Origin of the sequence: Demequina maris, assembly GCF_000971155.1 — a bacterium.
In the GTDB taxonomy this organism is placed as follows: Bacteria; Actinomycetota; Actinomycetes; order Actinomycetales; family Demequinaceae; genus Demequina; species Demequina maris.
The window spans coordinates 1-26,766 of the sequence record NZ_BBLX01000002.1; the positions used below are offsets into that span (position 1 = coordinate 1).

The 26,766-nt window shown below is 65.0% G+C and carries 24 protein-coding genes; 13 read left to right on the forward strand and 11 right to left on the reverse strand.

Features of this window, described 5'->3' with window-relative positions; all coding sequences use genetic code 11:
- Positions 1–100 precede the first annotated feature (100 nt).
- The 3 genes from AOM02_RS02240 to AOM02_RS02250 form a co-directional block, all read right to left on the reverse strand.
- Positions 101–1,105, reverse strand: coding sequence for a GDP-L-fucose synthase family protein (locus tag AOM02_RS02240; RefSeq protein WP_062296239.1), 1,005 nt, complete (start codon positions 1,103–1,105; stop codon positions 101–103).
- Entirely contained in the window at positions 1,090–2,121 is a 1,032-nt protein-coding gene (gmd, locus tag AOM02_RS02245) for a GDP-mannose 4,6-dehydratase (protein ID WP_062296241.1), read from the reverse strand. The genes AOM02_RS02240 and gmd overlap by 16 nt, the downstream gene beginning before the upstream one ends.
- 98 nt (positions 2,122–2,219) lie before the next feature.
- On the reverse strand, positions 2,220–3,593 hold the full coding sequence (locus AOM02_RS02250) for a tyrosine-protein kinase domain-containing protein (protein ID WP_062296243.1): 1,374 nt from the start codon (positions 3,591–3,593) through the stop codon (positions 2,220–2,222).
- A 130-nt stretch (positions 3,594–3,723) separates the two neighbouring features.
- Between AOM02_RS02250 and AOM02_RS02255 the strand changes: the two genes are divergently transcribed.
- Entirely contained in the window at positions 3,724–5,208 is a 1,485-nt protein-coding gene (locus tag AOM02_RS02255) for a sugar transferase (protein WP_169746581.1), read from the forward strand.
- Between the two features lie 333 nt (positions 5,209–5,541).
- On the opposite strand, the gene rfbA is transcribed toward AOM02_RS02255, so the two are convergent.
- Genes rfbA through AOM02_RS02270 form a run of 3 tightly spaced genes read right to left on the reverse strand, consistent with a single transcriptional unit; the run spans position 5,542 to position 8,023 of the window.
- Entirely contained in the window at positions 5,542–6,411 is an 870-nt protein-coding gene (gene rfbA / locus AOM02_RS02260) for a glucose-1-phosphate thymidylyltransferase RfbA (protein ID WP_062296246.1), read from the reverse strand.
- Between the two features lie 11 nt (positions 6,412–6,422).
- Positions 6,423–7,415 carry a dTDP-glucose 4,6-dehydratase gene (rfbB, locus tag AOM02_RS02265; RefSeq protein WP_062296248.1) on the reverse strand — a complete coding sequence of 331 codons (993 nt, stop codon included), beginning with the start codon at positions 7,413–7,415 and terminating at the stop codon, positions 6,423–6,425.
- Entirely contained in the window at positions 7,412–8,023 is a 612-nt protein-coding gene (locus tag AOM02_RS02270) for a dTDP-4-dehydrorhamnose 3,5-epimerase family protein (protein WP_062296249.1), read from the reverse strand. Before AOM02_RS02270 ends, rfbB begins: the two co-directional genes overlap by 4 nt.
- Before the next feature lie 57 nt (positions 8,024–8,080).
- On the opposite strand from AOM02_RS02270, the gene rfbD reads away from it, so the two are divergent.
- From rfbD to AOM02_RS02285, 3 genes are all read left to right on the forward strand, one after another.
- Positions 8,081–8,941, forward strand: coding sequence for a dTDP-4-dehydrorhamnose reductase (rfbD, locus tag AOM02_RS02275; RefSeq protein ID WP_062296873.1), 861 nt, complete (start codon positions 8,081–8,083; stop codon positions 8,939–8,941).
- Positions 8,942–9,155: 214 nt separating this feature from the next.
- Positions 9,156–10,190 carry a sulfotransferase family protein gene (locus tag AOM02_RS14005; RefSeq protein ID WP_169746582.1) on the forward strand — a complete coding sequence of 345 codons (1,035 nt, stop codon included), beginning with the start codon at positions 9,156–9,158 and terminating at the stop codon, positions 10,188–10,190.
- Positions 10,191–10,226: 36 nt separating this feature from the next.
- Entirely contained in the window at positions 10,227–11,351 is a 1,125-nt protein-coding gene (locus AOM02_RS02285; RefSeq protein ID WP_062296253.1) for a glycosyltransferase, read from the forward strand.
- A gap of 296 nt (positions 11,352–11,647) precedes the next feature.
- Here AOM02_RS02285 and AOM02_RS02290 read toward each other — a convergent pair whose 3' ends face one another.
- From AOM02_RS02290 to AOM02_RS02300, 5 genes are all read right to left on the reverse strand, one after another.
- Positions 11,648–12,727, reverse strand: coding sequence for an acyltransferase family protein (locus AOM02_RS02290; RefSeq protein WP_062296254.1), 1,080 nt, complete (start codon positions 12,725–12,727; stop codon positions 11,648–11,650).
- Between the two features lie 304 nt (positions 12,728–13,031).
- Positions 13,032–13,973, reverse strand: a complete 942-nt coding sequence (locus tag AOM02_RS14195) for a sulfotransferase family protein (RefSeq protein WP_156156047.1) — start codon at positions 13,971–13,973, stop codon at positions 13,032–13,034.
- Positions 13,937–15,283, reverse strand: a complete 1,347-nt coding sequence (locus AOM02_RS14010) for an O-antigen ligase family protein (RefSeq protein ID WP_169746583.1) — start codon at positions 15,281–15,283, stop codon at positions 13,937–13,939. The genes AOM02_RS14195 and AOM02_RS14010 overlap by 37 nt, the downstream gene beginning before the upstream one ends.
- A 28-nt stretch (positions 15,284–15,311) precedes the next feature.
- On the reverse strand, positions 15,312–16,472 hold the full coding sequence (locus tag AOM02_RS14015) for a glycosyltransferase family 4 protein (protein WP_082104829.1): 1,161 nt from the start codon (positions 16,470–16,472) through the stop codon (positions 15,312–15,314).
- Positions 16,469–17,362, reverse strand: coding sequence for a glycosyltransferase family 2 protein (locus AOM02_RS02300; RefSeq protein ID WP_062296257.1), 894 nt, complete (start codon positions 17,360–17,362; stop codon positions 16,469–16,471). The genes AOM02_RS14015 and AOM02_RS02300 overlap by 4 nt, the downstream gene beginning before the upstream one ends.
- A 187-nt stretch (positions 17,363–17,549) precedes the next feature.
- Between AOM02_RS02300 and AOM02_RS14020 the strand changes: the two genes are divergently transcribed.
- From AOM02_RS14020 to AOM02_RS02335, 9 genes are all read left to right on the forward strand, one after another.
- On the forward strand, positions 17,550–18,530 hold the full coding sequence (locus AOM02_RS14020) for a sulfotransferase family protein (RefSeq protein WP_169746584.1): 981 nt from the start codon (positions 17,550–17,552) through the stop codon (positions 18,528–18,530).
- Positions 18,531–18,623: 93 nt separating this feature from the next.
- Positions 18,624–20,084: an oligosaccharide flippase family protein gene (locus AOM02_RS02305; protein ID WP_082104830.1), complete on the forward strand. Its 1,461-nt coding sequence runs from the start codon at positions 18,624–18,626 to the stop codon at positions 20,082–20,084.
- Between the two features lie 266 nt (positions 20,085–20,350).
- Positions 20,351–21,850 carry a tyrosine-protein kinase domain-containing protein gene (locus AOM02_RS02310; RefSeq protein WP_062296262.1) on the forward strand — a complete coding sequence of 500 codons (1,500 nt, stop codon included), beginning with the start codon at positions 20,351–20,353 and terminating at the stop codon, positions 21,848–21,850.
- A gap of 1 nt (position 21,851) precedes the next feature.
- Positions 21,852–23,249 (forward strand): arsenate reductase/protein-tyrosine-phosphatase family protein, encoded by a 1,398-nt coding sequence (locus tag AOM02_RS02315; RefSeq protein ID WP_062296264.1) that lies wholly within the window; start codon positions 21,852–21,854, stop codon positions 23,247–23,249.
- Positions 23,246–23,539: a hypothetical protein gene (locus AOM02_RS02320; RefSeq protein WP_062296266.1), complete on the forward strand. Its 294-nt coding sequence runs from the start codon at positions 23,246–23,248 to the stop codon at positions 23,537–23,539. The genes AOM02_RS02315 and AOM02_RS02320 overlap by 4 nt, the downstream gene beginning before the upstream one ends.
- Positions 23,536–24,495: a nucleotidyltransferase family protein gene (locus AOM02_RS02325; RefSeq protein ID WP_062296268.1), complete on the forward strand. Its 960-nt coding sequence runs from the start codon at positions 23,536–23,538 to the stop codon at positions 24,493–24,495. Before AOM02_RS02320 ends, AOM02_RS02325 begins: the two co-directional genes overlap by 4 nt.
- Positions 24,492–24,770, forward strand: coding sequence for a PqqD family protein (locus tag AOM02_RS02330; RefSeq protein ID WP_062296270.1), 279 nt, complete (start codon positions 24,492–24,494; stop codon positions 24,768–24,770). The genes AOM02_RS02325 and AOM02_RS02330 overlap by 4 nt, the downstream gene beginning before the upstream one ends.
- Before the next feature lie 345 nt (positions 24,771–25,115).
- Positions 25,116–25,673 carry a hypothetical protein gene (locus AOM02_RS14200; protein ID WP_156156048.1) on the forward strand — a complete coding sequence of 186 codons (558 nt, stop codon included), beginning with the start codon at positions 25,116–25,118 and terminating at the stop codon, positions 25,671–25,673.
- A gap of 108 nt (positions 25,674–25,781) precedes the next feature.
- Positions 25,782–26,750 carry a hypothetical protein gene (locus AOM02_RS02335; protein ID WP_062296272.1) on the forward strand — a complete coding sequence of 323 codons (969 nt, stop codon included), beginning with the start codon at positions 25,782–25,784 and terminating at the stop codon, positions 26,748–26,750.
- The last annotated feature ends 16 nt before the right edge of the window (positions 26,751–26,766 follow it).

Below are 26,766 nucleotides of genomic sequence, written 5' to 3' on the forward strand. Positions count from 1 at the left end.
GGCGCGCGTCATCATGTTCAGTCATTGTGGTCCCCCAGCAGTCCATCAAAGATGCCGGAAACTGTACCAGCGACCGATTGCCGCGCCGAAGCCGTCCAAGTCAGTCGCGCAGGGCTTCGACGTTCTCCTGGTACCACGCATAGGTACGGCGCAGGCCCTCCTCAAGGGAGATCTGCGCGGTCCACCCGAGCCGGGTCAGGTGCGAGACGTCGAGGAGCTTCTGCGGTGTGCCGTCGGGCTTCGTCGTGTCCCACTCGGTGCGGCCGGCGAAGCCGGTCACCTGGGCGATGGTCTCGGCGATCTCCTTGATCGTGACGTCGGTGCCGGTGCCCACGTTGACCTGTGACGGCCCGTCGTAGTGCTCGAGCAGGTGGAGGCATGCGTCGGCCATGTCGTCCGCGTGGAGGAATTCGCGCCGCGGCGTGCCGGTGCCCCAGTTGGTGACTGTCGGCGCTCCCGATCTGGCTGCCTCGTCGTAGCGTCGGATGAGCGCCGGGAGTACGTGGCTGCCCCGGAGAGAGAAATTGTCGTGGGGACCGTAGAGGTTCGTCGGCATCGCAGAGATCCATGCCTTGCCGTACTGGCGACGTGCGGCCTGGATGTGCAGGATGCCTGCGATCTTCGCGATGGCGTACGCGTCGTTGGTCGGCTCGAGGTGGCCGGTCAGCAGGCTGTCCTCGGGGATCGGCTGCGGCGCAAACTTGGGATAGATGCACGACGAGCCGAGGAACAGCAGCCGCTCGACGTCGTGGGCGATCGCCGCGTCGATGACGTTGGTCTGGATGCGGATGTTGTCGGACAGAAAGTCGACCGGGTACGTGCTGTTGGCGAGGATGCCGCCGACCTTCGCGGCGGCCAGCACCACGTAGCGGGGCTTGGTCTCGGCGAAGAACGCGAAGGTGGCGTCGCGGTCCTTGAGGTCGAGGTCAGCCGACACGCGCCCCACCACGCTGGTGAAGCCCGCTGCCTCAAGGCGGCGCACGATAGCGCTGCCAACGAGCCCCCGGTGGCCCGCGACGTAGAACGTTGCCGTGTGGTCGAGCGGTGCCGGGGTGTACTCGACGCCGTCGACCGCCACGGAGGGTGAGATCAGGCCGCTCGCCACGACTGCAGGTCCACGACATCGTGCCACGGCTTGGCCTCGTAGCCGATGGCGTCGAGGTCGGCGTCCACCATGAGCCGCGCGAGAGCGCGGCCGTCGACGGTGGCCTCCCAGCCCAGCATCTCCTTCGCCTTCGAGGCGTCGCCGATGAGGGCGTCGACCTCGGAGGGGCGCAGGTAGCGCTCGTCGAACTTCACGTGGTCGTGCCAGTCGAGGTCGACGCGCGCGAAGGACTCCTCGAGGAAGTCGCGGACGGTGAGGCCCACGCCTGTCGCGAGCACGAAGTCGTCCGGCTCATCGGCCTGCAGCATGCGCCACATGCCCTCGACGTACTCGGCGGCGTAACCCCAGTCACGGACCGCGTCGAGGTTGCCCAGCCACAGGTCGTCCTGCAGCCCCGCCTTGATGTGCGCGGCGGCACGGGTGATCTTGCGGGTCACGAAGGTCTCGCCGCGGCGCGGCGACTCGTGGTTGAAGAGGATGCCGTTGACAGCGAACATGCCGTAAGCCTCGCGGTAGTTCTTTGTCACCCAGTAGGAGTAGACCTTCGCCGCGCCGTAAGGGCTCCGCGGGTAGAACGGCGTGCCTTCGTCCTGCGGCGGCGGCGAGGCGCCGAACATCTCCGACGACGACGCCTGGTAGAAGCGCGTGTCGATGCCGGCCATGCGCACGGCCTCGAGCAGGCGCACCGAGCCGATGCCGGTGGTGTCGCCGGTGTGCTCGGGCTCGTCGAAGCTCACTCGGACGTGCGACTGCGCGGCGAGGTTATAGACCTCGTCGGGATTGATACCAGCGAGCAACGACACGAGCCGTGCGCCATCGGACAGGTCCCCGTAGTGGAGGAACAGCCGAGCCTCCGGCTCGTGCGGATCCACGTACAGGTGGTCGATGCGCTGCGTGTTGAACGACGACGAACGGCGGATCAGGCCGTGCACCTCGTAACCCTTGCTCAGCAGCAGTTCTGCCAGATATGAGCCGTCTTGACCGGTGATGCCCGTGATGAAGGCCTTCTTCGGCATGATTCCCCCCTCAAGCCTCAGCGTGGGAGCGGACATGCGCTCCTACTGCGGACTATAGCCAGAATGTCCGAAATGAGGGAAGGGGGTGGAAGCCTCCGCTACTTGTTGGCAGCTTCCTCTTCGTAGGTGTAGCCGTAGCGGCCGTAGCCGTAGGCGTCTGGACCGCGCGCCGGGAGCATCGAGAGCACGAGGCCCGAGACGTGCGCGCCGACCGTCTCGAGGGACTGGAGCGCGCTATCAAGCTGCGGCGCATGGGTCTTGCCCGCCGCGACGATCACGACGGCGCCGCCGACGAGCTTCGCGAGGACCGCGGCGTCGGTCACGGGCAGCAGCGGCGGCGCGTCATAGAGGACCACGTCGAAGCGTGCGTCGAGTTGCTTGATGAGCTCGTCCATGCGCGACGAGCCGAGAAGCTCAGACGGATTTGGGGGGATCGAGCCCGCCGGCAGCAGGTGGAGCTCGCTGCGGCCCCACCGCTGGATTGCGTGGTCGAGATCAAGGCGGCCGATGAGCACGTCGGTGAGGCCGACGGAGGCCTCGATGCCCATGTATTGCGCCATCTTGGGGCGCCGCAGATCTGCCCCGACCAGGAGCACGCGAGCGCCGGCATCCGCGAGGGTGATCGCGAGGTTGGCGGCCGTCGTGGACTTGCCCTCCGAGGGAATGGACGAGGTGATGACGAAGCTGCGCGCGGAACGCTCGGTATCCAGGAACTGGAGGTTGGTGCGGAGCGTCCGGAAGGATTCCGCTCGGGGGCTGCGCGCGTCCTCGTGGACGATGAGCGGCCGCTGCTTGGCCTTGGGATCGAAGACGATTCCACCAAGAACGGGCGTGTCTGTGACGCGCTCGATGTCGCGTTCGTTGCGGATACGAGTGTCGAGCGTGGCCCGGAGCAGGGCGACGGCAACCCCGATAGCGAGTCCGACCAGGAGCCCAAGCGCAGCATTGAGCGCCTTCTTCGGGTTGACCGGGTATTGCGGCACCTCCGCCTGCTGGACCACCGTGAGGCTCACGGGCGAGCCACCAGCGCTGTCCGTCGTCTCGATGTCCTCGACGACGTCGATGAGCTGGTTCGCGGCCTCGGTCGCGAGCGACGCCGCGAACACCGGGTCAGAGTCGGAAACAGCGATGTCAATCACCGAGGTATTGAGAGGCGTCGAGGCGGAGATCTTTCCTCGAAGCTGCGCGACGCTGAGATCGAGGTGCAGGTTGTCGATAGTCGGCTGGAGCACCGCGGACGTACCGATGAGGTCCGCGTAGGTCTTCACACGCTGTTGAGTGAAACTGTTACCTTGTGCGAGGTCGGAGACCGTGGAGCCGCCGGAGGTAGAGACGAATACCTTCGACGATGCGGAATACGTCGGAGTGGCCACGAGCGAGTATGCGAGACCCGCAGCCCCGCCGAGCACCGCGAGTACTAGGATCAGGACCCAGTTCTTGCGCAGGATCCGGACGTAGTCCTGTAGCTCCACGTGTCTTCCTCTTGTTCTCTCGCGAACACTCGAGGGCGCGCCCCCCGGCGACCACCAATATTGCCATGACGGGGTACCCGCGATGGACGCGATGTCGAACACAGGTCACAGCCCGGGTACCCTTGCGTGCATGGTAGCCACGGGGGGCGAGACGCTTCGACGCGCCTCGACGCAACGAATGTTTGGCGCGCGGGGATGGGCGCGCAAGTACGAGCTGCGGCTCTTTGTGACGGACACGCTCGTTGTGTCACTTGTAATGATCGGCGCTCACGCCGTGCGATTCGGGTGGGATCCGTTGGTCGGAGTTACGGGGCACGCCTCCCCCGCGTACTGGCAAGTCACAGTAATTGTCGGGGTGCTGTGGGTACTTCAACTCGGATGGACCCGCTCGCGCGAGGCGTTGGTGCTCGGCCATGGACCTCAGGAGTTCCAGCGCGTGGTTCGAGCGTCGTGGAACACCTTCACGATTGTTGCCATCGTCGGTTTCTTGACGCAGTGGCAAGTGAGCCGCGGCTATCTGCTTTTTGCAATCCCGCTTGGCACCGCAGCGCTCGCGGTGTATCGCGCCGCGTGGCGTACATGGATGCATGGCCAGCGAGATCGAGGAGAGCTCCTCGCGCAGGTGATTGTCGTCGGCCCGATGTTGACTTCCCAGCAGATGATCCGGCGCATCCAGCGATCTCGGCGGGCGGGCTATAGCGTCATCGGTGCGTGCCTCCCTGCGGGTCACCAGTTCGTGGATGCAGACATGCACGACATTCCGCTTCTGGGCGCGGTGGAGAACGCTGCTGAGATCGCCAAGCGTGAGAACGCCGAGTTTGTGCTGCTCTCGGGGACTGATGCAATGTCACTTCGCGAGTCTCGCCAGCTCGGGTGGGAACTCGAGGGCACCGGCATCGGTCTCATTGTCGCGCCCGCCATGGTCGATGTAGCCGGACCTCGAGTCTCGATGAGCCCAGTCGAGGGCCTCCCGCTGCTGCACGTTGACATCCCTCGCTTCGAGGGGGGCAAGTACTTCCTCAAGGAGGCCGGCGATCGTCTCACGGCGCTGATGTTGCTCGCGGTGGGTGCTGTACCGATGCTAGTCGTGGCCGCCCTCATCAAGGTCACGAGTCCGGGACCCGTGTTCTTCAGGCAGGAGCGCATTGGCCGCGACCATGAGCCATTCGCGATGATAAAGTTCCGCTCAATGTATGTCGATGCCGAGCACCGGATACAGGAGCTGCGCGAGCGCCAGCGCGCTGAGGGCAATGAAGTCCTGTTCAAGATGAAGGACGACCCCCGAGTTACACCGGTCGGACGGTTCTTGCGCCGGTTCAGCATCGACGAGGTGCCGCAGCTCATCAACGTATTAGTGGGCGACATGTCGATCGTGGGTCCGCGCCCGCCGTTGAGGACCGAGGTGGAACAATGGGATGACGCGCGCGTAGGGCGGCGTCAACTCGTGAAGCCCGGAATTACCGGACTTTGGCAGGTGAGTGGACGAAGCGACCTCTCGTGGGATGAGAGCGTTCGACTCGACCTGTATTACACGGAGAACTGGAGCCTCGCTGGCGACTTCGTCATTGTGTTGAGAACGGTCGGAGCGGTGCTGTTCGGCCGTGGCGCGTATTAGGCTCCGCACGAATCACGGCACCTGACAGCGACACCAGCAGTTCGCGCTTCATTACCGCACGGAAAACGGAGCGCATCGAGGAGCGAGCTCAGGAGCCCAATCGAAGGACTGCACTTCGCTTTCTAGACCAAGTGAGCTGGGGACAGTGGCCGGCGTCGGCTCTGAGGTTATGGGGATTGCGCTACACGCAAACTAGTGCGATCGCTACCGCGGTAACCAACCCCGTCCGAGGGCTACGATGTCATTCGGCGCTAGACGGGCGATGGCAGAGGCACGGCGACTCAACGACGTCAAGGGGCTTCTTTAGCACTTTGACCCCAGTCTGCCTTGGCGCTACCCGTGGTACCGAAGCACCGATCGAAGGTAATCGCCGTAGCCCGACTTGGGGTAGGCGCCTGCGCGCTCAAGCAATTCGTCGTCTGAGAGGAAACCGCGGCGCCACGCGACTTCTTCGGGCGCGCCAATGCTGAGACCCTGACGGTGCTGGACCGTGTGAACGAACTCGGACGCTTCGAGCAGCGAATCAAAGGTGCCGGTGTCGAGCCAGGCGGTGCCTCGTGGAAGGACCTCGACCTTCAACTTGCCACGCTCGAGGTAGTGCCTATTGACGTCCGTAATCTCGTACTCACCACGGGCACTCGGGGGGAGGCTCCGGGCGATCTCCACGACTTCGTTGTCGTAGAAATAGAGCCCCGGTACCGCGAAGTTTGACTTGGGGCTCGCTGGCTTCTCCTCCAGAGAGACGGCGGTGCCGGATTCATCGAACTCGACAACGCCGTAGGCGGAAGGGTCCGACACGTGGAACGCGAACACGGCTGCTCCATCGAGTTCCTGGAAGCGTGTGAGGCGGTGCCCAAGGCCGGGGCCGTAGAAGATGTTGTCGCCCAGGACCAGAGCGACGCGGTCGTCACCGATGAAGTCAGCGCCCAGAACAAATGCTTGCGCGAGCCCGTTCGGCTCTGGCTGCAGGGCATACGTGATGTGGATTCCGAACTGCGCCCCGTCACCTAGCAGGCGCCTGAACTGTTCAGCGTCATGCGGTGTCGTGATGATCAATACTTCATCGATACCCGCGAGGATGAGCGTTGAAAGCGGGTAGTAGATCATCGGCTTGTCGTACACGGGCACGAGCTGCTTGCTCACCCCCATGGTGATCGGGTGCAGGCGTGTGCCAGAGCCCCCTGCGAGGATGATTCCTTTCATCGTTGCCTCCCTTAGCGTCCGAGGCGCTGGTACCTGAGCTCGGTCTCGAGCTTCTGGGGGCGCCACCAGGACTCGTTCGCCCGGTACCAGGCGATGGTCGCGGCGAGGCCAGCGCGGAAGTCGCCGTAGACGGGCTCCCAGCCCAGCTCCTCGCGCAACTTGGTCGCGTCGATCGCGTAGCGCAGGTCGTGGCCGGGACGGTCGGCGACGTGCTCGTAGTCGGTGGGCTCGTGACCCATCAGCTCGAGGATCGTCTCGATGACCGTCCTGTTGTCGACCTCGCCGTCGGCGCCGATGAGGTAAGTCTCGCCGATGCGGCCGCGCTCGAGGATGGTCCACACGGCCCGGTTGTGGTCGTCGACGTGGATCCAGTCCCGCACGTTCAGGCCCGCGCCGTACAGCTTGGGCCTGACGCCATCCAGGAGGTTGGTGATCTGGCGCGGGATGAACTTCTCCACGTGCTGGAGCGGCCCGTAGTTGTTGGAGCAGTTCGAGATGGTCGCCTGCAGCCCGAAGGAGCGCACCCACGCGCGGACCATGAGGTCCGAGCCTGCCTTGGTCGAGGAGTACGGCGACGACGGGTTGTACGGCGTCTCCGGCGTGAACTTCGCGGGGTCGTCGAGATCCAGGTCGCCGTAGACCTCGTCGGTCGAGACGTGATGGAAGCGTGTCTGGTGGCGGCGAGCGGCCTCGAGCAGCTGAAACGTGCCCACCAGGTTGGTGTGCACGAACGGCCAAGGGTCGTCGAGCGAGTTGTCGTTGTGGGACTCGGCCGCGAAGTGCACCACCGCATCGTGCTCCCGCACGAGGGAGTCCACGAGTTCGGGATCCGCGATGTCGCCCTTGACGAGCGTGACGCGCGGGTCGTCGGGCACGGACGCGGTGTTGCCCGCGTAGGTGAGCAGGTCCAGCACGGTTACGGTCACGTCGGGACGCGTGTCGAGGGTGAGGCGCACGAAGTTCGCGCCAATGAATCCGGCGCCGCCGGTGACAAGGAGCTTCACAGCGAGGAGATCCAATCGGTGGTGGACCCGAAGTTGGGGAGCAGGCCAAGTTCGGCAGCATCGGCAAGAGTCGGCGCGGCTTGGTCCTTCGCGGAGAGCTCGTAGGCGAGCGGGCTCCCGTCGCGCGCGGTGGTCGGCCATGCGATGCCGATCGCGGGGTCGAGCGGGCTCACCTCGTGCTCGCGCTCCGGCGAATAGGGCGTGGAGCACAGGTACATCACGGTCGAGCCATCCTCAAGGGACAGGAAGGCGTGGCCTAGGCCCTCGGAGATGTAGATCGCCTTCCGGCCGACGTCGTCGAGCAGAACCGAGTCCCACTGGCCGTAGGTGGGGGAGCCGACGCGGAGGTCCACCACCACGTCGAGCACCGCGCCCTTGGCACACGTCACATACTTGGCCTGTCCGGGCGGGACATCGGCGTAGTGGATGCCGCGAAGCACGCCTGCGGCCGAGACCGAGCAGTTGGCCTGGGCAAGCGTGAAGTCGTGTCCCGACGCGTCGGCGAACGGCGCGCCCTTGAACCACTCGAGGAACACGCCTCGGTCGTCTCCGAAGTGCCGGGTGGTGATCTCCCACGCTCCGGGTACGGCAAGCTCTCTGTATTCCAAGGTCCCCCCTTGACCAGTCGGCGTCCACCTTACCCGGGTCGCCTACAATCCGTGACCATGTTGATTGAGGGAACGACGTGGGTGGTCATTGGCGCCCGTGGCATGTTGGGGCAGGACCTTTGCGCGCGAGCGCAGGCTCGGGGCGCGGTGGTGGTGGCTCTCGACCAAGACGATGCGGATATACGCAGGGCCGGCTCAGTGGCGGCGGCGGTACCTGCTTGCGATGTCGTCGTGAACTGCGCCGCCTACACCGCGGTCGATCAGGCCGAGCAAGACGAGGCACGTGCTTTCGCAGTCAACGCCGTAGGTGCTGGAAATGCTGCAGCTGTCGCGAAGGCTCGCCACGCTCGATTCGTTCAGGTATCGACTGACTATGTGTTTGCCGGCAACGCGCCGGTCGCTTACCCGGAGGACGCGGCGAGAGCGCCGCTCTCCGCCTACGGACGGACCAAGGCTGCGGGCGAGGAAGCAGTTGAGTCGAGCGGAGCGGACAGCCTAATTGTGCGGACTGCGTGGCTCTACGGTGCGCACGGCCCCTGCTTTCCGAAGACGATCGCCAAGGCAGGGAAGGAGCGCGGCGCGCTTCAAGTCGTCGACGACCAGATCGGTCAGCCGACCTGGACCTGTGACCTCGCGGAGTTCATCATCGACCTCGTGGAGGCGGACGTGCCCAGTGGCATCTACCATGGCACGTCCGGCGGCCAGGCGTCGTGGTTCGACTTTGCACGTGAAGTCGTTGCCGCTGCGGGCCTTGGTGACATTGTGACCGCGATTGACTCATCGAGCCATGTGCGGCCGGCACCGAGACCACCGTGGTCCGTTCTCGGCCACGATGCTGCGAGGCGCTTCGGCGTCAAGACCATCGGCAACTGGCGAGACCGTTGGCGCGAAGCCGCGCCGGCGGTCCTGGGCGCGTAGTGAGTACGCAGGATAGCGGTGCCCGTCGCAGCTCCGCAGGCGCCTCTGGAGCCCTTGGTTGTATCCGACGTCGAGGCGACCGCCAGCGGCGACGGCGGGACGGCGCTTCCCCGCTTTGCGCGGGTCCGGTCTCGTCGATGTACATGGTGCAGGCGGAGAGCGGCATACTGGGGGCCGCATGTTTTCACGAACGACTCTCGGACGGACCCAACAAATGAAAATCGCGAGCGCCGTCTTCATCGCGGGAAGTTCACGGTCGGGAACGACGCTGCTGTCTCGAGCGGTTGGGCTAAACTCGCAGGTCCATTCGACGCCGGAACTTCACTTCGTAGGCGAATTGTGGGACCCGTCGAGTGCGCGGCCAGTAGCTTCCGCGTCAGAGATCGCTAACGGCTTGGAACGGGCCGGTGAGGGACGCTATTTGCGTGATTCGGACCCCGCGCGGACCCGGCGGCGCGGTGCAGCGTTGTTGGTCGCTTCAGGTGGGGAATCCGCGCGCCCTGCAGAGATCCTCCTCCGATACCTAGACCAAGTGGCAGATGACAATGAAGTTGCCGTTGTTTGTGAGCAGACTCCAGCGAATGTGTACTTCATCGCTCCGCTTCTTGAAGCTCTGCCGCAGGCGCTAGTGCTCGGCATCGTTCGCGATCCGCGCGACGTCCTTCTGTCACAGAAGCGCTGGTGGCGGCAGGTCTTTCAGGGCGGCAAGTTCCCCTATCGCCATATTCCTTGGCGAGTGACTTTGCGCCGGTGGGCCGACTACAACCCGATAGTCATGGCGCTCATGTGGAAACGGGCCGCCGAGGCACTGGTCAAGGCACGTGGCCACGAACGGGTTAAGGTCGTGGTCTACGAGGAGCTTGTGGCGGATCCGCACGTGTCGCTCCGGGGGATCGCGGACTTCATCGGTGTGCCTTTCGAGACGCAGATGGCGGATGTGCCCCGACGCAACTCGTCGCATCGTGCAGATGCGGGCACCGGCCTGGGGATGGACGCGTCGTCGGCGGGCCGCTGGACTGCGGGCCTTTCCGCCGGGGAAGTGTGGCTTTGCGAACGCACTGTCTTCCCGACCGCTGACGAGTTCGGCTACACGCGATCATCCACGCGATTCCCCGCGGGCTCTGTAGTTTGGTCGATTCTGAAGACGGCGCCCAAGTTGTTGGTTTCCCTCATTCTCAGGCTGGGCTCGCCACGGCAGGCATGGCGAACGTTGCGCGCGCGGACTGGTCACACGGCTTCTGCCCCGTGAGAACGGCACACTGCGGTAAATAGGAAGGAAGGACTCGTGGGAAAGAGCGTCGCCATTATTGGAACGCGTGGCTACCCGAGCTACTATGGCGGCTTCGAGACGGCTGTCAGGAAGGTCGCGCCGTACTTGGCCGCGCGTGGCTGGGACGTTACTGTCTATGGGCGCCGGGGCGCCGCGCGGATAGATGACCCGGATCGGGACCACAGCGTGCACACTTCTGTCACTTGGGGGCTTGAATCGAAGTCGTTGAGCACGCTGTCATATGGACTCAGCGCATCCGCGGTCGCGGCAATTCGAAGGCACGATGTCGCCCTCGTCATGAACGTTGCCAATGGCTTCTTCCTGCCGTTTCTCCGTGCCCGAGGAGTCAAGACCGTGGTCAATGTGGACGGCATCGAGTGGGAGCGCGCCAAGTGGGGAAGGACCGCGTCGAACGTCTTCCTCGCGGGCGCTCGTGCGACGGCGAAGTACGCCGACTCGATTGTTTGCGACTCGGTGCGCATCCAGTCGCGGTGGCGAGGGGAGTTCGACGTCGACGGAGTGTTCATACCTTACGGTGCCGACAGTGTCGAAGATCCGCCGGTGCCTCTCGGCCTTGAGCGCCGCGGCTATGTGCTGCTCGTCGCGCGGTTCGTCCCGGAGAATACGGTCGAAGAATTCATTGCCGCCGTGGACGCGCTACCAATCACGACGACCGTCGTGATTGTCGGGTCAGCCGGATACCCTTCTCCCATCGAGGATGCGGTTGCGCGGCTCGCGGAGCGACGGCAGCACGTCCAGTGGCTCGGGCACGTGAGTGACGACGCGTTGCTCGCCGCACTTTGGTACCACGCCGGGGCCTATTTCCACGGGCACTCCGTCGGCGGAACCAACCCCGCACTTGTTCAGGCAATGGCAGCAGGCGCGCCCGTGGTCGCCCGCGACACGGAGTTCAACCGAGAGGTGCTCGCGGATACCGCGGCGGCGTTCGTGGAGCCGACGTCAGAGGCCATCGCCGAAGGCATCTCAAGGGTGCTTCGCAGCCCAGCATTGCAGGAGTCGGCGTCCATGCGCGCGCGATCTCGGGCTGCTGAGCATTACACCTGGGACGGAATCTGCGCGCTCTACGAGCGCGCTCTGGTTGATGCATTGAACGAGGGGTCGAAGCGGCGGCTCATCTAGCCGCTCGGCGGGCCCGTTGCGGACGGCTGCCGAGTCTTGCAGTTGCCGCGGCGGCGCTAACCGAGAGGCTTCGGGACAAGTATCCACGACGGCGGCGACCGGAAGCGGTCTCCACTGCCATTTCGTGTCGTTCGGCAACAGCCGGTGATCGCTATGGGGTTTGGCAATTGGCATCTACGGTCGATATGCCGACGTGGGCAAGACCGCGACGCGCGCAACGGCGACCGGGCCAACGAGGATTGGGTGCCAGACGTCTAAGGATTGGGGGCCGCGGCGGTGTTTGCTGGTTAGGGGTGCTATGCGATTGCGTGCCGCGGGAATCTGCGTCGCGCCCGCGCCCGGATGACGCGCGCGACCGGCTGCTCGAAGTGTCGGAAGGACAGCCATGCGAGCGCGACCGATGCGGCGAACCCAGCGGTGAGCGCCAACGGTGAAGTTCCGAGGAGGGCTCCGGCGGCTTCCCGCAGAGGGCGATGTAGGAGGTAGAGCCCATAGGAGATCGTGCCCAGAAATACGAACGCCTGCGAGTCGAGGAAGCTCAGGGAGCGAAGGTTGAGTACACAGCACAGGAACAGTGCGTAGACGAGTGCAATCGTCAGTGGGTCGTACCACGTCGACATGAAGTAGTCGCCGGGAGTGAGCGACAGCCCGGCATTCTCACGCAGGATCGGTAGGTTGAAGGCAACCAGTGCGAGCACGAGAACCCCGGCGAAGGCCGGTGTGCGCGACGCGAGAGAGCGCTTGATGCCAGGTAAATACGCGGCAGTCAGCACGCCGAGCATAAACATGAGGCTGTACTTCGGCAGCACGGCGACGTTGCCGTGCAGCAGGACCAGGTGCAGTACCGCGAGGGTGCCGAGAGCCCCCGCGCCGTACCAAAGGACCGCTCGACCGAGGCGCGGTACCAGAGCCCACATCAGCGCGAAGACCACGTAGAACTGCACCTCGACCGGGATCGTCCAAAGCTCGTAGGGCGCGCGCATGAAGAGCAATGCCTGGCCGATCGTAGTGGGGTCGGACAGCGGCAGATAGTAGCGGAATGCGCTGCCGGCAACGGTGCTGATCAGCGCTGAGGCGCCCACCACCGCCAGGAACAGCGGCACTACGCGTCCCACCCTCGCTGCGGCGTATCCTGCGATGTTGGCCCGGGTCGGAGATTGGCCCAGGTACAGATAGCCCATCAGGTAGCCGCTGAGCACAAAGAACAGCATGACCCCTACTTGGCCGAAGCCTTGGCCAAGAACGGACGGCAGGAGTCCGATATTGGCGGCATGCGAAACGACGACGATGGCCGCGGCTAGGCCGCGAAGTCCGGTGAGCAGCGGCAGGTTCTGGCGCTCGCTCGTCGCCTTTGCGGTGCTGTTGTCCTTTGTCAATCCGGCCCCCGGTTGTGCAGTCCTACGACGGTCGTGGCGAAGGCTACCATCGCGCCGATACGGTATGGGTGCCCCGGTTCGCTGCCGCGGAGCTGTTCAACCGCAGGCGCTGGAGCGCGCGCGTCAAGATCGCGTGCGCAATCTTCTCGTGCATCGAGGGTTTCAACAACGCACCGGCACACACTCAGGATTGGGCCGGCTCAGCCTGCCACCGTGTCGAGGACACCTACCCATCACGACCACTCGACTCCTCACACACGAGCCTGTGAAAGCGGGCAGGATCAGCAAATACAGCGGGTTGGGTTCAGTTTCTTTGAGACGATCGCAAGGCGCGAATCGCGTGGTCGCGCCATTCGCGAGTATCAACGCGATAGCGGTCGCCGAGTTCTTCGAGGTCATCGATGATCAAAGACAACGCCGCTCCAGGCAACGGTGGGAGTTCAGTACGCGTGCCGGAGGTAGTAGTAGGTGTCAGATTCGCGGAATCTAGACGTCGGGCAAGTGAGTAGCGGGCTTCTTTGGACGGCACAACGAGGCGCGCGATGCGTCGAGCAGACTTCAGCTTCTCCCGGTTCCAGAGGATCGATGCGACTCTTGCAGACTTCGGCGCTGACGCAGGATTGCTGCGAAGCGAAACATCCATCGGATGTATGGGCGCCCTCCCGGTCAATGATTCCACGAAGCGAACGTAGGCAGCGCCGCTGCTTTGGTCGGCGAAGATATCTTCGAAGCGGACAATGCTCACAGTGGAGAAACGCGAGGAGTATTCGTCCAGACTCCTCGCGTATAGCGAGCGCCAGAGGTAGTCGTGGTGGTCATCGGAGCGTTGCCCCAACGTGATGTTGCCGAGGTCGGCTTCGAGCGCTTCCGCGAAAGACCGACTCTCCAGGCCCCGGCGCGCTGTCATCTGGTACTGCGAGTGTGCGCGTGCTATCGGATCTCGAAGTACAACGCCGACCGGGATGTCGCCGACTGTGGAGCTTATCCTCTCGGCGCTGTCACGAGCCGTCAGGTAGTCCGGATCGATCTCGCCGCGAGTGTACCCACTGCTGTCAGCGTCGAACGTCGACACGTACCAGGGCCAGCCGCGGCCCCAGCGATCCAGTGCGCTAAAGAAATGAGTCTCCTTGCGACGGGGCAGCCGGATCCACTCCTCCCGCTGGAGGAGCTCATGTAGCGAAGTGGTGCCCGCCTTCTGTGCGCCGACGATCACAAACGAAAGGAAGCCGCGCTGGTTCTGTTCCACGAATCTCCTTCTTTCCTACTAGACATGGCGAAGCCGTAGCTCGCCGCCGCCAGAATCATCACGCCATTGAACGTCTGCACGTTCATCACGCCGCGGACTGCAACCATGGCGAACGTCATGACGAGCAGAGCTCCAAGGCTGATGCGGCCCAACAATCCGGCCATCTCGGGCAACCGCGATGCGCGAAGACTTCCTCGCATGAGCGCGAGCACGAACGCGGCCAAGACGATCATGCCCACTACGCCAGTCTTGACCAGGAGCTCGAGGTATCCGTTGTGAAGAATTGGGGCGGATACCCGCACGGTGTCCGAAGTAGAGGACGCAGTGTCGACAACGAGGTCCACCGGGTATCCCCAACCTCGTCCGAAAACGTGCTGCAAGTCCGTTCCTTGGCGAAACGCTTCGAGTGCCTTGAATGACTCGTAACTTCGATAGTTCTGCGTAATCTCCGTCCGAGACGATGCAGGACGAGGCAAGATTTCATGGATTGAGTTCTCGGCCTTGGTCAGGAACTGTTGTACCAGTGTTGGCGGGGCGACGACGAAGACGATGGAGGCCAGAGCCGCCGCTGCACCTGTGATCAGCAAGATCGGAGATGTAACACCCTTCTGTCTGGGCGCGTCCAAAGGCGGCCCGCTCCCGGCGGATGTCTGCCGGGCCTTGAGCAGTGATGCGATCACAAGAATCGCGACGAGACCGAATATCGCTGTTCGCGAGAAGTATGTGGCGATCGAGACGCTTAGTATGGTCGCGAGCGCAGCACGGCGGGCACTCGTCGATAGCGGGCCGGTAGCCATCATGCGACCACCAAGCATCAGCAGGGCAAGCGCGAGCACTTCGGTAACTGAAGACTTGCTCACCTCGGTACGGAGCGCGCTAACTGCTGTGACCGTGAGACCGCCGCCCATCGCGAAGTCCCAAAGGTGGACACCTGCATCCAGAAGCCCGGCCCAAAGGATCGCTCGCGCCAAACTGACAGCATTACTGCGCGTCGTTCCCAATGCGAGCCCTATGGCAAGCAGCGCGCAGAGTCGCAGGGCATTGGCGAGGTCTCTCGCAACGTCGGCCTGCGTGGCGATCGAAGTGGTCAGTCCAAGAAGACCTACTCCGGTGAGCACTGCGATGGTCGCGATCGGTGCTGGGCGAAGGTGCCGCCAATGTCCGCTTGTTGCCACGACGACCACAGCGAGGGCGACAGTCGCAAGGGACTGCGTCTGCCACGAGGGCCAGATGTTTCTCGCCATCGCCAGCGACAGGGTCAGCTCAAGGGCGATTGGAATCCCGGTATGCGAGGCGCGTGCTGCTTTCACCGGCCGGCGCCTGTGTAGCGATACCATGTCATCCCTTGCGGAGCTTGTGTGCCGACACAGCCGTGCTGTAGCTCGTCAGGTATTCAGTCGCCATGGCATCGGTCGACTGCGAACGAATCGCGTGTGCGCGAGCGGCCCTGCCCATCCGCCGTCGGAGCTCACCGTTGGTCACCAGCAACTCAATCGCTTCGGACAAGGGTCGGAGTTGCCCGGGTTCGACGAGTATGCCCGTCACGCCATGGACAATCGTCTCGCGAAAGCCACCGTGATTCGTTGCGATTGTCGGTACACCTGCGATCGCTGCCTCGACCGGTACCCGCCCGAACGGCTCCGGCCTCGTGCTCGGCGTAACGACGACATCAGTGGCGCTGAGCACAGTGTAGATGTCCGAAACGAAATCGTGGATGGAGAACGCGCTGCATCGCGGAGACGCTGAAATGCGCCGCCGAAGGTTCTCTTCAAGATCTGGCCTGCCGGGCGGGCTTCCACCCACGAATGACACGTGTAGCGACGCTGCGACGGTAGCCGGCAACTGCTCAATCGCAGCGACGAGCTCTTCGTGTCCCTTCCAACCGTTGATGCGGCCAATGAGCGCAAGCCGAACCGTTGTGGTGTCGTCTGGAATTGCGGGAAGCGCATCGGCTCGTGCGTCGACGCGGTTGAGGATCGTGAATCCCTTGTCGCGCAAACCGTCGGGGCCGACCGCTTCCCAGAAATCCCGAGTGGCCTGTGAGTTGTACGTGACAGCGTTGGCGCCGTGGAAGAGCATTCTCGCCACTGCGCGCGCGACGAGTGGCCTGTCGCTGAGGATTTCGCGCACGGTCCAAACGTGTGGGATGTTGTGCCGCCGTGCCCATGCGGCGCCTGCAAGAACTGCTGACGTATTCGAGTGAACAACGTCGATTGCGCCAAACGCATGAACTCCATGGTCGAGGTCGCGCACGACCGCCCGTAGCTTCTTTCTCCATCTCTGGAAAATTGACTTCTTTGAGTTCTGCAGTTTGAGCACATCAGTGTGCAGTACTTGGGCGCCACTGGACCGCAGTAGCCTTGTGAGCGGCCCATCGACGCGCCCTGGCAACGCCACGAGACAACGGTTTCCTCGTTCAGTGAGGCGTGCAGTCAACGCAACGAGACTTCGATCCGATCCGTATAGCTCATCCGAGGAATGCACGAGCAGGATGTTCAATGGGTTTCCTTCACCAAATGCAAGGTCTCACGCGCTCGCGACGCGGCGCTGGCTGCTGTCGTACTGTTCGGCGCGAGCATCTGACGAAGCGTTGACATCAGTCGTAGCACGGCGAGTTTGGAGTAGAAGACGCCACGCAGGGTCATGCCGCGGGCGCCACTCGAATGATCAGACAGGAATCGCCACTGTCCTTGCGCGACCAAGGGCGCCCTTGACGCGACGTAGCCGCCGTCATGTACATAGCGCGCGCGCGACACGTAGAGCGTCTTGTGGCCCAGAGCCCGGGCGCGGTAGCAGAAGTCCCGCTCCTCCCCGTACATGAAGTAGCGTTCATCCATGCCGCCCAGGTGACGCCAGACGCTCGACCTCACCAAGAGGAACGATGCTTCGACATAGTCCACCTCATATGCGGGGGAGTCCATGTCGCCGGATCGAAAATGACCGCCAGCGAGGCTCAGACGCTTCAGGGCCACCGAAGGAAGTGTCGGGAAACGATAGACCGATGGCCGGAAACCGCCCTGGCTCGAGTACATCGCAGCTCCGGCGATTCCTGCGTGGGGATTCTCTTGCAGAGCAGACACTGCGTGGTCCAATCCTTCGAGGATCCGCGCATCCTGGTTGAGGAACAACAAGAGCGGCGTGTTCGCGCGCTTTGCACCCTCATTGCAGGCAGCGCCGAAGCCACTGTTGTGCGCGAGCCTGACGACGTCGCATGCGAACTCGCTCGTTGCCGCTAGGTGCGCGGTTCCGTCGGTCGACGCGTTGTCAACGACGATGATTCGTGCAACGCGCGCCTGCGCTGCCGATGCGAGCGAGTCGAGGATCTCGTCCGCGCCGTTGTACGTCGGTATGACTACTGTCACATCGGACGACGCCAACGTCTCGTTCATCTGCCGGCTCCTAGTTCGCGTTGTCTTTCTCGAGGTTGGTGGCTGGCACTCTACCGTCAACGTTGTTCACCATGAATTGGCCACCCGAGTGTGCGCTCGCGCGGCGAGATCGATCCCACGTAGTACTGTGGGCGGGTTCAACCGGGCTCCGGTGCAGAGAGAACGATACACCGAGCGGGTGGGGCACGTGCTTGATGCACTTCGGCGCCGGGCGGCTCAGGGCCTGCGTGGAATCCGCGGCAAAGGAGATCAATCGGTGCGAGTGGCCTACCCAAACCTGTTTGTAGTCGGAGCTCCCAAGTCCGGAACAACGTCGATCTACGACTATCTAGCCGAGCATCCTTCGGTGTTCGTGCCCGTCCGCAAGGAATTGCACTTTCATTCGAGCCCCGAGTTGCGTGCGAATGTGGCGGGCCCCGGAGATGCGGCTGCGGTTCGCGGCATCGTTACGTCAAGCGAGGAGTATCAGGGCTACTTCGCGCACACGGACGCGTCGCACACTGTGGTGGCCGACGTATCGCCTAGTTACCTCTACCACGCTCGGTCGGCTGGCCGTATTCATGCAGTTTCGCCGAACGCCAGAATCGTAGTTCTCGTTCGTGATCCGGTCGAGCGCGCGTATTCACAGTATTTGCACCTCGTGCGAGTTCAGCGCGAGAACCTAGACTTCGAGGCGGCGCTGGACGCTGAAGATGCACGGCGCTCTGCCGGCTGGGCGTCGATGTGGCGATACGTCGACACCAGCCGCTACGCGCGTCAGATCTCCACGTACCTTGAGACCTTCGGTTCAGACCGAGTGCTTATTTTGCATGCTGAGCACCTCCGTGCCGCTCGGGACGAGACCATGGCAAAGTTGTTTGACTTCATTGGACTTGAACCCGTCGAGACATCAGGCCTAGACGAGCGAAACGCGGGCGGCGCCGCTCGGTCGAAGTTGGTTGCCCGTACAATGGCTGGACAGGGAATCGTGAAGGCCGCCGCGCGCGCCGTCGTCCCGAAACGCTATCGCCGAGGCGTCGCTCTGCGCGCGCTCGCCCTGAATACAGGTGCAAAGCCGCAACTAGAAACCGGCGCGCGCGCACGTCTACAGGAGGCATTCGCCGATGAGGCAGTCGAGTTGGCGGCGCTCACGGGTGCGGCGCTGCCGTGGTCGTGGGTGCGTGGGTAGCGTTGAGATTCTGTGGCGGTGTGGTTCGGCAAGGGCGATGCGACATGAAGAAAGATCGCATTCCTTTGCCGCAGTACCTGGGCATGCTCGCGGATGACTAGTCTCGCAACGACTGGCGCGCGCGGTGCTGCTTCGACAATCGGCGCGCAGGCGCTGTCTACCCTCATACGCCTAGTCGGCGTGGCGATCCTCGCGCGTCTCATTGCGCCGTCAGTCTTCGGCACGGTGGCGGTGGCAGTGGCGGTCGCCGCATTCGGCAACGCGGTCGCGACGATGGGCTTCCCCACGGCGATAGCTCAGGCGCCGGCGCTGAGCAGGCGTTCGGCTAGCTATGTCTTCTATTGGACCCTGGCAACTGCGCTGCTGGTCGCTGTCGCCATCCTCGCTCTCGCAAAGCCTCTCGAGGACATCTTCGGCATACCGGGTCTCCATGTAGCACTCAGTTGGGCAGCGATAGTGCCGATTGCGGCAAGCATCGCCGGCTTCCTTCGGATGCTCCTGGCCCGTAGACACGTATTCACCCGAATAGCGATGGTGGAGGTTGCCGCGACTGCCATCGCTTTCGCGGTAGCGGTAGGTCTCGCGATCGCGGGTGCAGGCGTCGCCGCCATCCTCGCGCAGATCCTGCTAGTGCCCGCGTGCCAGGCAATTGGGTTTGCGCTTGTCGCAAGGTGGGTGCCGGAACGGCCAAGGCGGGCAAGCCCGGCAGAGTTGGACCTCCGCCATGTCGGCCTGAGGGTGTTCGGCATCAACCTGCTCCGGGAAGGAGCAAAGAACTCGGTCGTGCCGGCGCTGGGGTTGGTTGCTTCGCCGTCTGAAGTCGGTGTCTTTGACCGCGCACAACAGGTTGTGTTGATCCCGATCGTTCTAACGGTTGAGCAGATGAAGCGCGTAGCCCTTCCCCTGTTATCGCGTGTTCGCACTGATTCTTCGCGGCTCGCGGACGCCTTCGGCCGTGCTCAACTGCTTGCCGCGTATGGCACAGCGACCCTCTTCGCAATGATCGCTGCGCTGGCTGAGCCTGTAGTTCGAATTCTGCTGGGGCCGACTTGGCTCGCCGCAGTGCCGTTGGTCCAGGTGCTCGCAGTTGGCGGGGTGTTCAGAGCCTTGGGGCTGACCATCCAGTGGCTGCATATTGGTGGTGGTGCGGCGTCAGTCGGATTGCGCTTCAACGCAATCGCATTGCCAGCAGTCACACTGGCGACCCTGGCGGGACTCCCATGGGGAGCCTCCGGTGTGGCGATCGCAAATTCAATCGCCTGGGCCCTCTACTGGCCGCCTGCGGTGATTTCTGGCGCGCGAGCGGCGGGCATTCCTGCTTTGCCCATCGTGCGCAGTGCAGGCCTTGCGGTTGCGACCGTGGCGCTGCCAGCCGGCACTCTGACCGCGATAGCGGCGCGCCCTGTCGGGGGAGTGTTTCTGCAGGTTGCTGTAGGCATCGGTTGCCTGGCCACAGTCCTCGGCGTGAACTGGCTGATCAACCCCGTATTTCGCCAGCACGCACTCGACTTCACATTGACGCTGAAAGGAGCGAGGGGGTCGGCCGACACCTGAGGCACTTCGACGGGGCGAGCACGCAAACGGCGGTGCGCCGTGGCTCAGCGCACACGCGCCGGACACGGCACGAGGTCGCCGCAGTGAGCCGTGGACTGCTTCTCTCGACTACGAGGCTGTTGGCTGAGTCGACGTGCGTCTCCGTCGAGACTGAAGGGACTGCTCGCACGGATCGGAGTCCGGTGGGGCTTTGGGTGATGGGAGCCCTACACTCATTCCCAACGCGCAGGTAGGAGGGTTGTGTGGAACTCACGGACTATGCTCGCGTGTTTCGCGCGCATTGGGTCGCGATTGCCGTCTTCGTCCTTCTCGGCGCGATCGTTGCATCGGCATGGAGTATCACCCAGACGAAGGTCTACACCGCCACCGGCTCCGCGATCATCACTACCGGCGCAAGCGAGGACCTCGGTAGCGCGCTCGTCGGCGACAACTACGCCAAGTCCCGCGTGAAGAGCTACCTCGACATCGCGCAGTCCCGCAAGGTCGCCGAGTACGCGATCGAGGATTTGGGCCTCGACTCCAGCCCGGACGCGCTCGTGTCGCGCGTGACGGTCAGCAACCCCCTCGACACGGCGGTGCTGCGCGTCGCTGCCAACGGGTCCTCACCCGAGGAAGCGCGCGACCTGGTCGAGGCGTGGATCGCCGGCATGACCAAGGCCGTCGCGGACATCGAGAACTCCGGTTCGGGGGACGGTGAGACGCAGTCGGTCGTCGGCCTCCAGACGCTCGACAGCGCCGTCCTGCCCGGTGCTCCATCGAGCCCGAACGTCAAGCTCGCCGTCGCGCTCGGTCTGCTCGTCGGCCTCGCGCTCGGCGTCGGCTACGCGCTCATCAAGGCCACCCTCGATCGGCGTCTGCGCAAGCCCGAGGACGTCGAGCGAGAGTTCGACATCCCCGTGCTTGGCGCGCTGCCGTTCGACGACGCGATCGCTCGCAGCGGCGTCGCCCTCGGTACGTCCGACTTCGCGATGACGGAGGCGATCCGTCAGGTCCGCACCAACCTCCAGTTCATGGACGTCGATAACCCGCCTCGCGTCATCGTGGTGACCTCGTCGCTGCCCGGCGATGGCAAGTCGACCTCGATCATCAAGCTCGCGGACGCGATCGCCGAGTCCGGCCGCGACGTGGTCCTCATCGACGCCGACCTCCGACGCCCGAGCGTGGCGAAGAACCTCGGTCTGGTGGAGGGGGCCGGCCTGACCGACGTCCTCGTGGGCCGCGCCCGCGCGCAGGATGTCTTGCAGGCGTACGGCACTACCGACCACTTCTACGTCATGGCTGCCGGCGCTATCCCGCCGAACCCGTCCGAGCTGCTCGCGTCGGACGCGATGCACAAGCTCCTCTACAGCTTCCCCAAGAGCGCGATCGTCCTCATCGACACGCCGCCGCTCATCCCGGTGACCGATGCGGCGGTGCTGACCGCCCGCACCGACGGCGCCCTCGTGGTCGCGCGTTCGGGCAAGACCACCATCGACGTGCTCGACCGTGCGTTGCAGAACCTCGACCGCGTCAACGGCCGCGCGCTCGGCATCATCGTCGACGCCATGCCGCGCAAGGGAGCCCACAAGGACGCCTACGCGTACGCCTACGACTACTCGACCGGCGTCGAGCGCAAGCACGGCAAGAACGACGGTGCCGCATCGGTCCCCGCCGCATCGCCGCGCGTCCCGCAGCATGCCGGTCCCCGCCACGGCAAGAACGACGACGCATCGTCCTTGCCGGGCTGGGACGAGATCATCGAGACCTTCGACGGTCCCCGCGCCTGACATGCCCTGGGAGTCGGGCATCGCTTTCCGCGTGCTCATCGTCGACGCCACCAACACGGGCCGCTCGGCCGCGGGGGAGCGGCTCCTGCGCAAGCACCTCTGGGCGCGCGGCGTGGGTCGCGACCGCATCCGCGTCACCTCCGCCGGCCTCAACGCCGACGACGGCGCCACGATGCAGGATCTCGCCCGCGACGTCATCGAGGAGCACGGGGGCAGCGCGCAGGGTTTCGCCGCGCGCTCCCTCAGCGACGCGATCGTCGAGGCGACCCACCTCTTCATCGTCGGCACAGGATACGAGCGCGACGAGCTCGTGCGTCGTCACCCGCGCGCCCAGGGCCGCTCGTTCACCATGTCGGAGTTCGCCCAGCTCTATGACGGCCTCGGTGTAGCGGCGCCCTTGCACGAGCACCCGGCCATGCTTGAGCGGCTCCGCACGGGGCGTGATCTTGCCCCTGACTGGGAGCTGCCCCCGTGGGAGGAGCTCGAGGAGCGCGCGCACGCGGTCGGCGACCGGATCAACGAGGCGGCCGTGTGGATTGCCGACGCCTGGGCGGCGATGGCCCCCGCGGCCACGGTCGCTCCTGAGCGCCTCACGGACGACGGGGCGTCCTGCCTGGTCGACGCCTTCGGCGTGACCGTTGCGGTGCATTGCGAGGGCGCGGGCGGCGACGCGCTGTCGGTCGCGGGGCGACGCGCGTGGGGCCGCTGCGTCATCGAGGACGGCGAGGCGGACACTCGCGTCGACGTCATGGTGGACACCGACGCCGATGCGCTCGCCGAGGCGCGCGCGCGAGGCGTGCTCGCATATCCCGACGTCGAGCGCGCGATGCACCACCTCTCGCCGGCCATCACGGTGCGGGCGATCGAGCAACGCGTCGGGTCGCTGGTGATGCTCCACGCCGCAGGACTTGCCTCGCCCGAGGGTGACGTCGTGGGATTCGTCGCGCCGTCCGGGACCGGCAAGACCACGCTCGCGCGCACGTTGGGCGCGCACTATGCCTATGTCACCGACGAGACCCTCGCCATCGACGTTGGCCGCACCGTGCTGCCGTATCCGAAGCCGTTGTCGGTGCTCGGTGCCGCCGGACCGATGAAGGATCAGTGGGGGCCCGAGTCGCTCGATCTGATGCCGTTGCCGCCGGGGCGGCTGCGGCTAGTGCGTCTCGCGCTGGTGGAGCGGGACCCTTCGGTGGGCTCGGAACCGGTGGTCGACGAGCTGCCGCTGCTGCATGGGCTCGCGCACCTCGCCGAGCAGGTGTCGTACCTCTCCCGCCTCCCGCAGCAGCTCCACACGCTCGCGGACCTGGTCGAGTCCATCGGTGGCCTGGTGCGCATCCGCTACCGCGAGGCGCGCGACCTGCTCCCGCTCATGCCGTCGCTCCTCGAGGGGGCACGATGAGCGACGCCTACCGCCTTCCGGACGATGCGGTGGTCCGGTCTTCGTGGGACGACGCTCTGGAGCGGGGCGGCGAGATGCTCGTGCTTGCCGGCAACGACGTGACGTTGCTCTCGCCCCTTGCGGCGGAGGCAGTCCTGGCGGCGCGACATGGGATCACCGTGGTCGCGCTGGCCGAGCGGTTGGTGTGTGCCTTCGGTGAGCCGGAGGATAGGGATGCCGGAGACATGGCGCGCGAGGTCGTGCTCGCGCTCGTGCCGCGCGGCGTGATGACGGTGGAGTCGCCCGAATGACCGACGGTGTGGCGCTCCTGGTCGCCGACGCCGTCCCGATCGCACACGCGCTCGCGATCGATGTCGCGCGTCGGGCAGGTGTGCGCGCGCTCGTGGTGAAGGGACCGAGCGCGTCGCTCCACGGGCTCCGTCCCGAGCGGCTGAGTGCGGACGCGGACGTGCTGATCTCTCCGGACGGCTTCGAGGAATACCTCCAAGCGCTTGGTCGCTGTGGCTGGTACGAGCGCCCTACAGCCGAGGGGCCCGGTCCGAAGGCGTCGCATTCGATCACCTTGATCCACGACGGCTGGCCGTGTGACATCGACGCACATGTGCAGTTCCCGGGGTTCCTCGCTCCGGCCCAAGCGGTGTTCGACGAGCTCTGGACGCGCCGCGAGCCGTTGGTGCTCGCCGGGATCGAACTCGACACCGTCGACCGTGCGGGCGCGTTCCTGGTGGCCGCGCTTCACGCGCTGCGCACGCCCGCGCAGACCGCGCGGCACGAGGCAGAGGTGCGTGGTCTGGTCAGCCGGGTGATCCCCTCGACGGACGCGGCCACCCGGGCGGATGTGGTCGCGCTGGCGCTCGACGTTGGCGCCATCGACACCGCGCGACCCGTACTCGCACGGCTCGATGTTTCGCTCCCCGAGCCGACGCCCCACGGTCGCGACGCCGCGCTCGACGCGTGGCGCGCCCGCGTCGGTGGGCGTGGCGAGATCCTCGCGCAGTGGTTCCCGATCGTGTCCCGCACGCGGTGGCGGGACCGGCCCGCACTGGTGGCCCGGATGGTCTGGCCGACCGACGCATCGTTCCGCAAGTCCCATCCCGAGACACCTCCCGGCCGGGTGGCAGCCGCGCGAGGTCGGTTGATGCGAGTCGGTCGCGGATTCCGCGCGGCGCCGCGGGTCCTGTGGGGCCGCGTCCTCGCGAGGCGCGGCGTAACCGACGATTCGTTGCTGAACGAGGATTCGCAATGAGCGCGCTCCTAGCCCGCGTCGACGGGCTCGCTGAGGTCGTCCGCGACGACGTCGCGGTAGTCGTCAACCTGCCGCGTCTGGCGGAACAGCAGGTGCCGCACCTGTTCGGGGGCTCGTCGTTCGAGATCTGGACGCGGGTCGACGGGACGCGCACCGTGGAGAAGATCGCGGACGAGCTCGCAGAGGCCTACGAAGCGCCCCGCGACGTCGTCGGCTCGGACGTGGAGGCGTTCGTCGCGGAACTCATGGCACTTGGCCTCGTTCTGGAGGCGTGAGTCTCGGCGCGAGAGTCCTTGGCAGTTGTGGCGGCGGTCGATAGCCTGCAGTCACAGCGATGAGCGTCCGGGGGGACTCATGCGGAAGAGACGGCACCGTTCGTACACGCCGATGGGGCACCGCAACTGGCTGTTGCGTGAGCATGGTGGGATGCCCGGATGGGCGATCCTTGCCTCGTTCGCGATCGTGGCGGCGATGCTTGGCTACGCGGCGACGCACGCGGCATAGGTAGCGAAGCGCCGGACCCAAGCGCGCGAATCTATAGTCACGCAGGGATTCTGTCGATATCCTCAGGGACTGAGCGCTCGTTGAGGGACGAGTCCACCAATACTTGAGGGGTATCGATGGCTATCGAGTCGACGAATGCGAACGAAGGCGCGGGTGTCTCCCGCCGCCGCATTGTGCAGGGAGCCGCGTGGGCAACGCCCGCGATCCTGATCGCGACGGCGGCGCCGGCGTTTGCCGGATCCAATCCCGACGTGCTGCCGATTCTTTCAGGCGGAGTGGTTGGACCTGCGTCAGCAGATAGTGGCGCGCAGACGCTCACTGTTAGTGCGATTCGTACCGACAACAACAGCACCTGGCCGATCGTCGTCACGCAGATCGTCGTCGAGTACATCAAGGGTGCCAACGGCTCGGTCTCCCACAGCGTCGTGACGGCAGGGTGGCAGGAGTCCGGGTCGGTTCATCCGGGCGGAAACAGTGCGGGCCAAACAGGGTCGGTTGTGCTCGAGCCGGTGAGTGCGACAGGTGTGTCCATCTCTGTTCCTGAGGACCCGACCACGACCCCTGAGACTTCGATTGCGGTCCAGTTCACACTGAGCCGCTACAGCGAACTCTCGAAGTTGACGATTGTCGCAACCGCCAACGGGCAAGATTGCGGCATCGAATACGAGCTCTGAGCCGCGCCAACATTCGGGTATGCGTGAATCCAGGTATCACGCTGTAATCTAGCCTTCCGCGGTGCTCGCTGAGGGGCGCCGCTAGTTGAGGAAGACAGGTCGCCCCCCATGACCATCGAGCACACCAGCGCGCCCTCTGGCGCCGTCTCGCGCCGCCGCATCGTTCAGGGTGCGGCCTGGGCCACACCCGCGATCCTCGTCGCTACGGCTGCCCCCGCGCTCGCGGCCTCGCCCGCCGTCACCGGAGGACTCGTCCTCGCGGGCGTCTCAGCGAACCAGAACGAGACCGTATTCACGGTCAAGGCCACCGCCGCCTACGTGGGCGATGGCGCTCCCCACGCCGACTACCCGGTCTCCCAAGTGAAGATGCGCATCGCGGTTCCCGCCGCACGCCTCGGTACCGGGACGCCCACGACGCCGACCGCCGGCTGGACCTACGTGTCCACCGAGACCGTCGGCACGACCAAAGTGGTGGTGTACGCGTGGTCCGGCGACGTGACGGCCACCGCGACCACTGCGCCGCTGGTTGCCTCGATCCCCAAGACCACCGACCGCACCGCGACGTCGCTCACCGTCGAGGCGCGCGGCACCTCAAACGCGAGCTCGGTCCAGTCGCTTTCCGTCACGGCCCCTGTCGGGGCGTACTCGCTGCTCAAGTTCAACTCGAACCCCGGCGGCTACGCCGATGGAACGGGGAACCCTCGCTACACCCACCTGCAGTGCGCGATCCTCGTCGACCCCAATGCCAACACCGCGAGCGTGGTAGGCGTGGAGGCGCTGGTGACGGTACCGTTTGCTGGCGTCGGCGCTGGCACGCCATCTTCCGACTCGTACCCGGGCAACTTCACGTATCAGGACACAACGGTGGATGCAGCGTCGGGGACTCACACGTTCCGCTTCACCTACGACGGCGGCGCCATCCCGGCGAGCTATACGCCGACGCCGGTGGGCCTGAGAATTCCTCGAGCCCAGAACGCGAACGGCAGCAAGACGGTCGCTCTCTCGGTGCTCTTCCGCGGCAAGTCGCCCGATGCCAACGGAGCGCTCACCACGCTTTCCGGTACGGCGACGATCTAGCGGGGCCGCGCGGAAC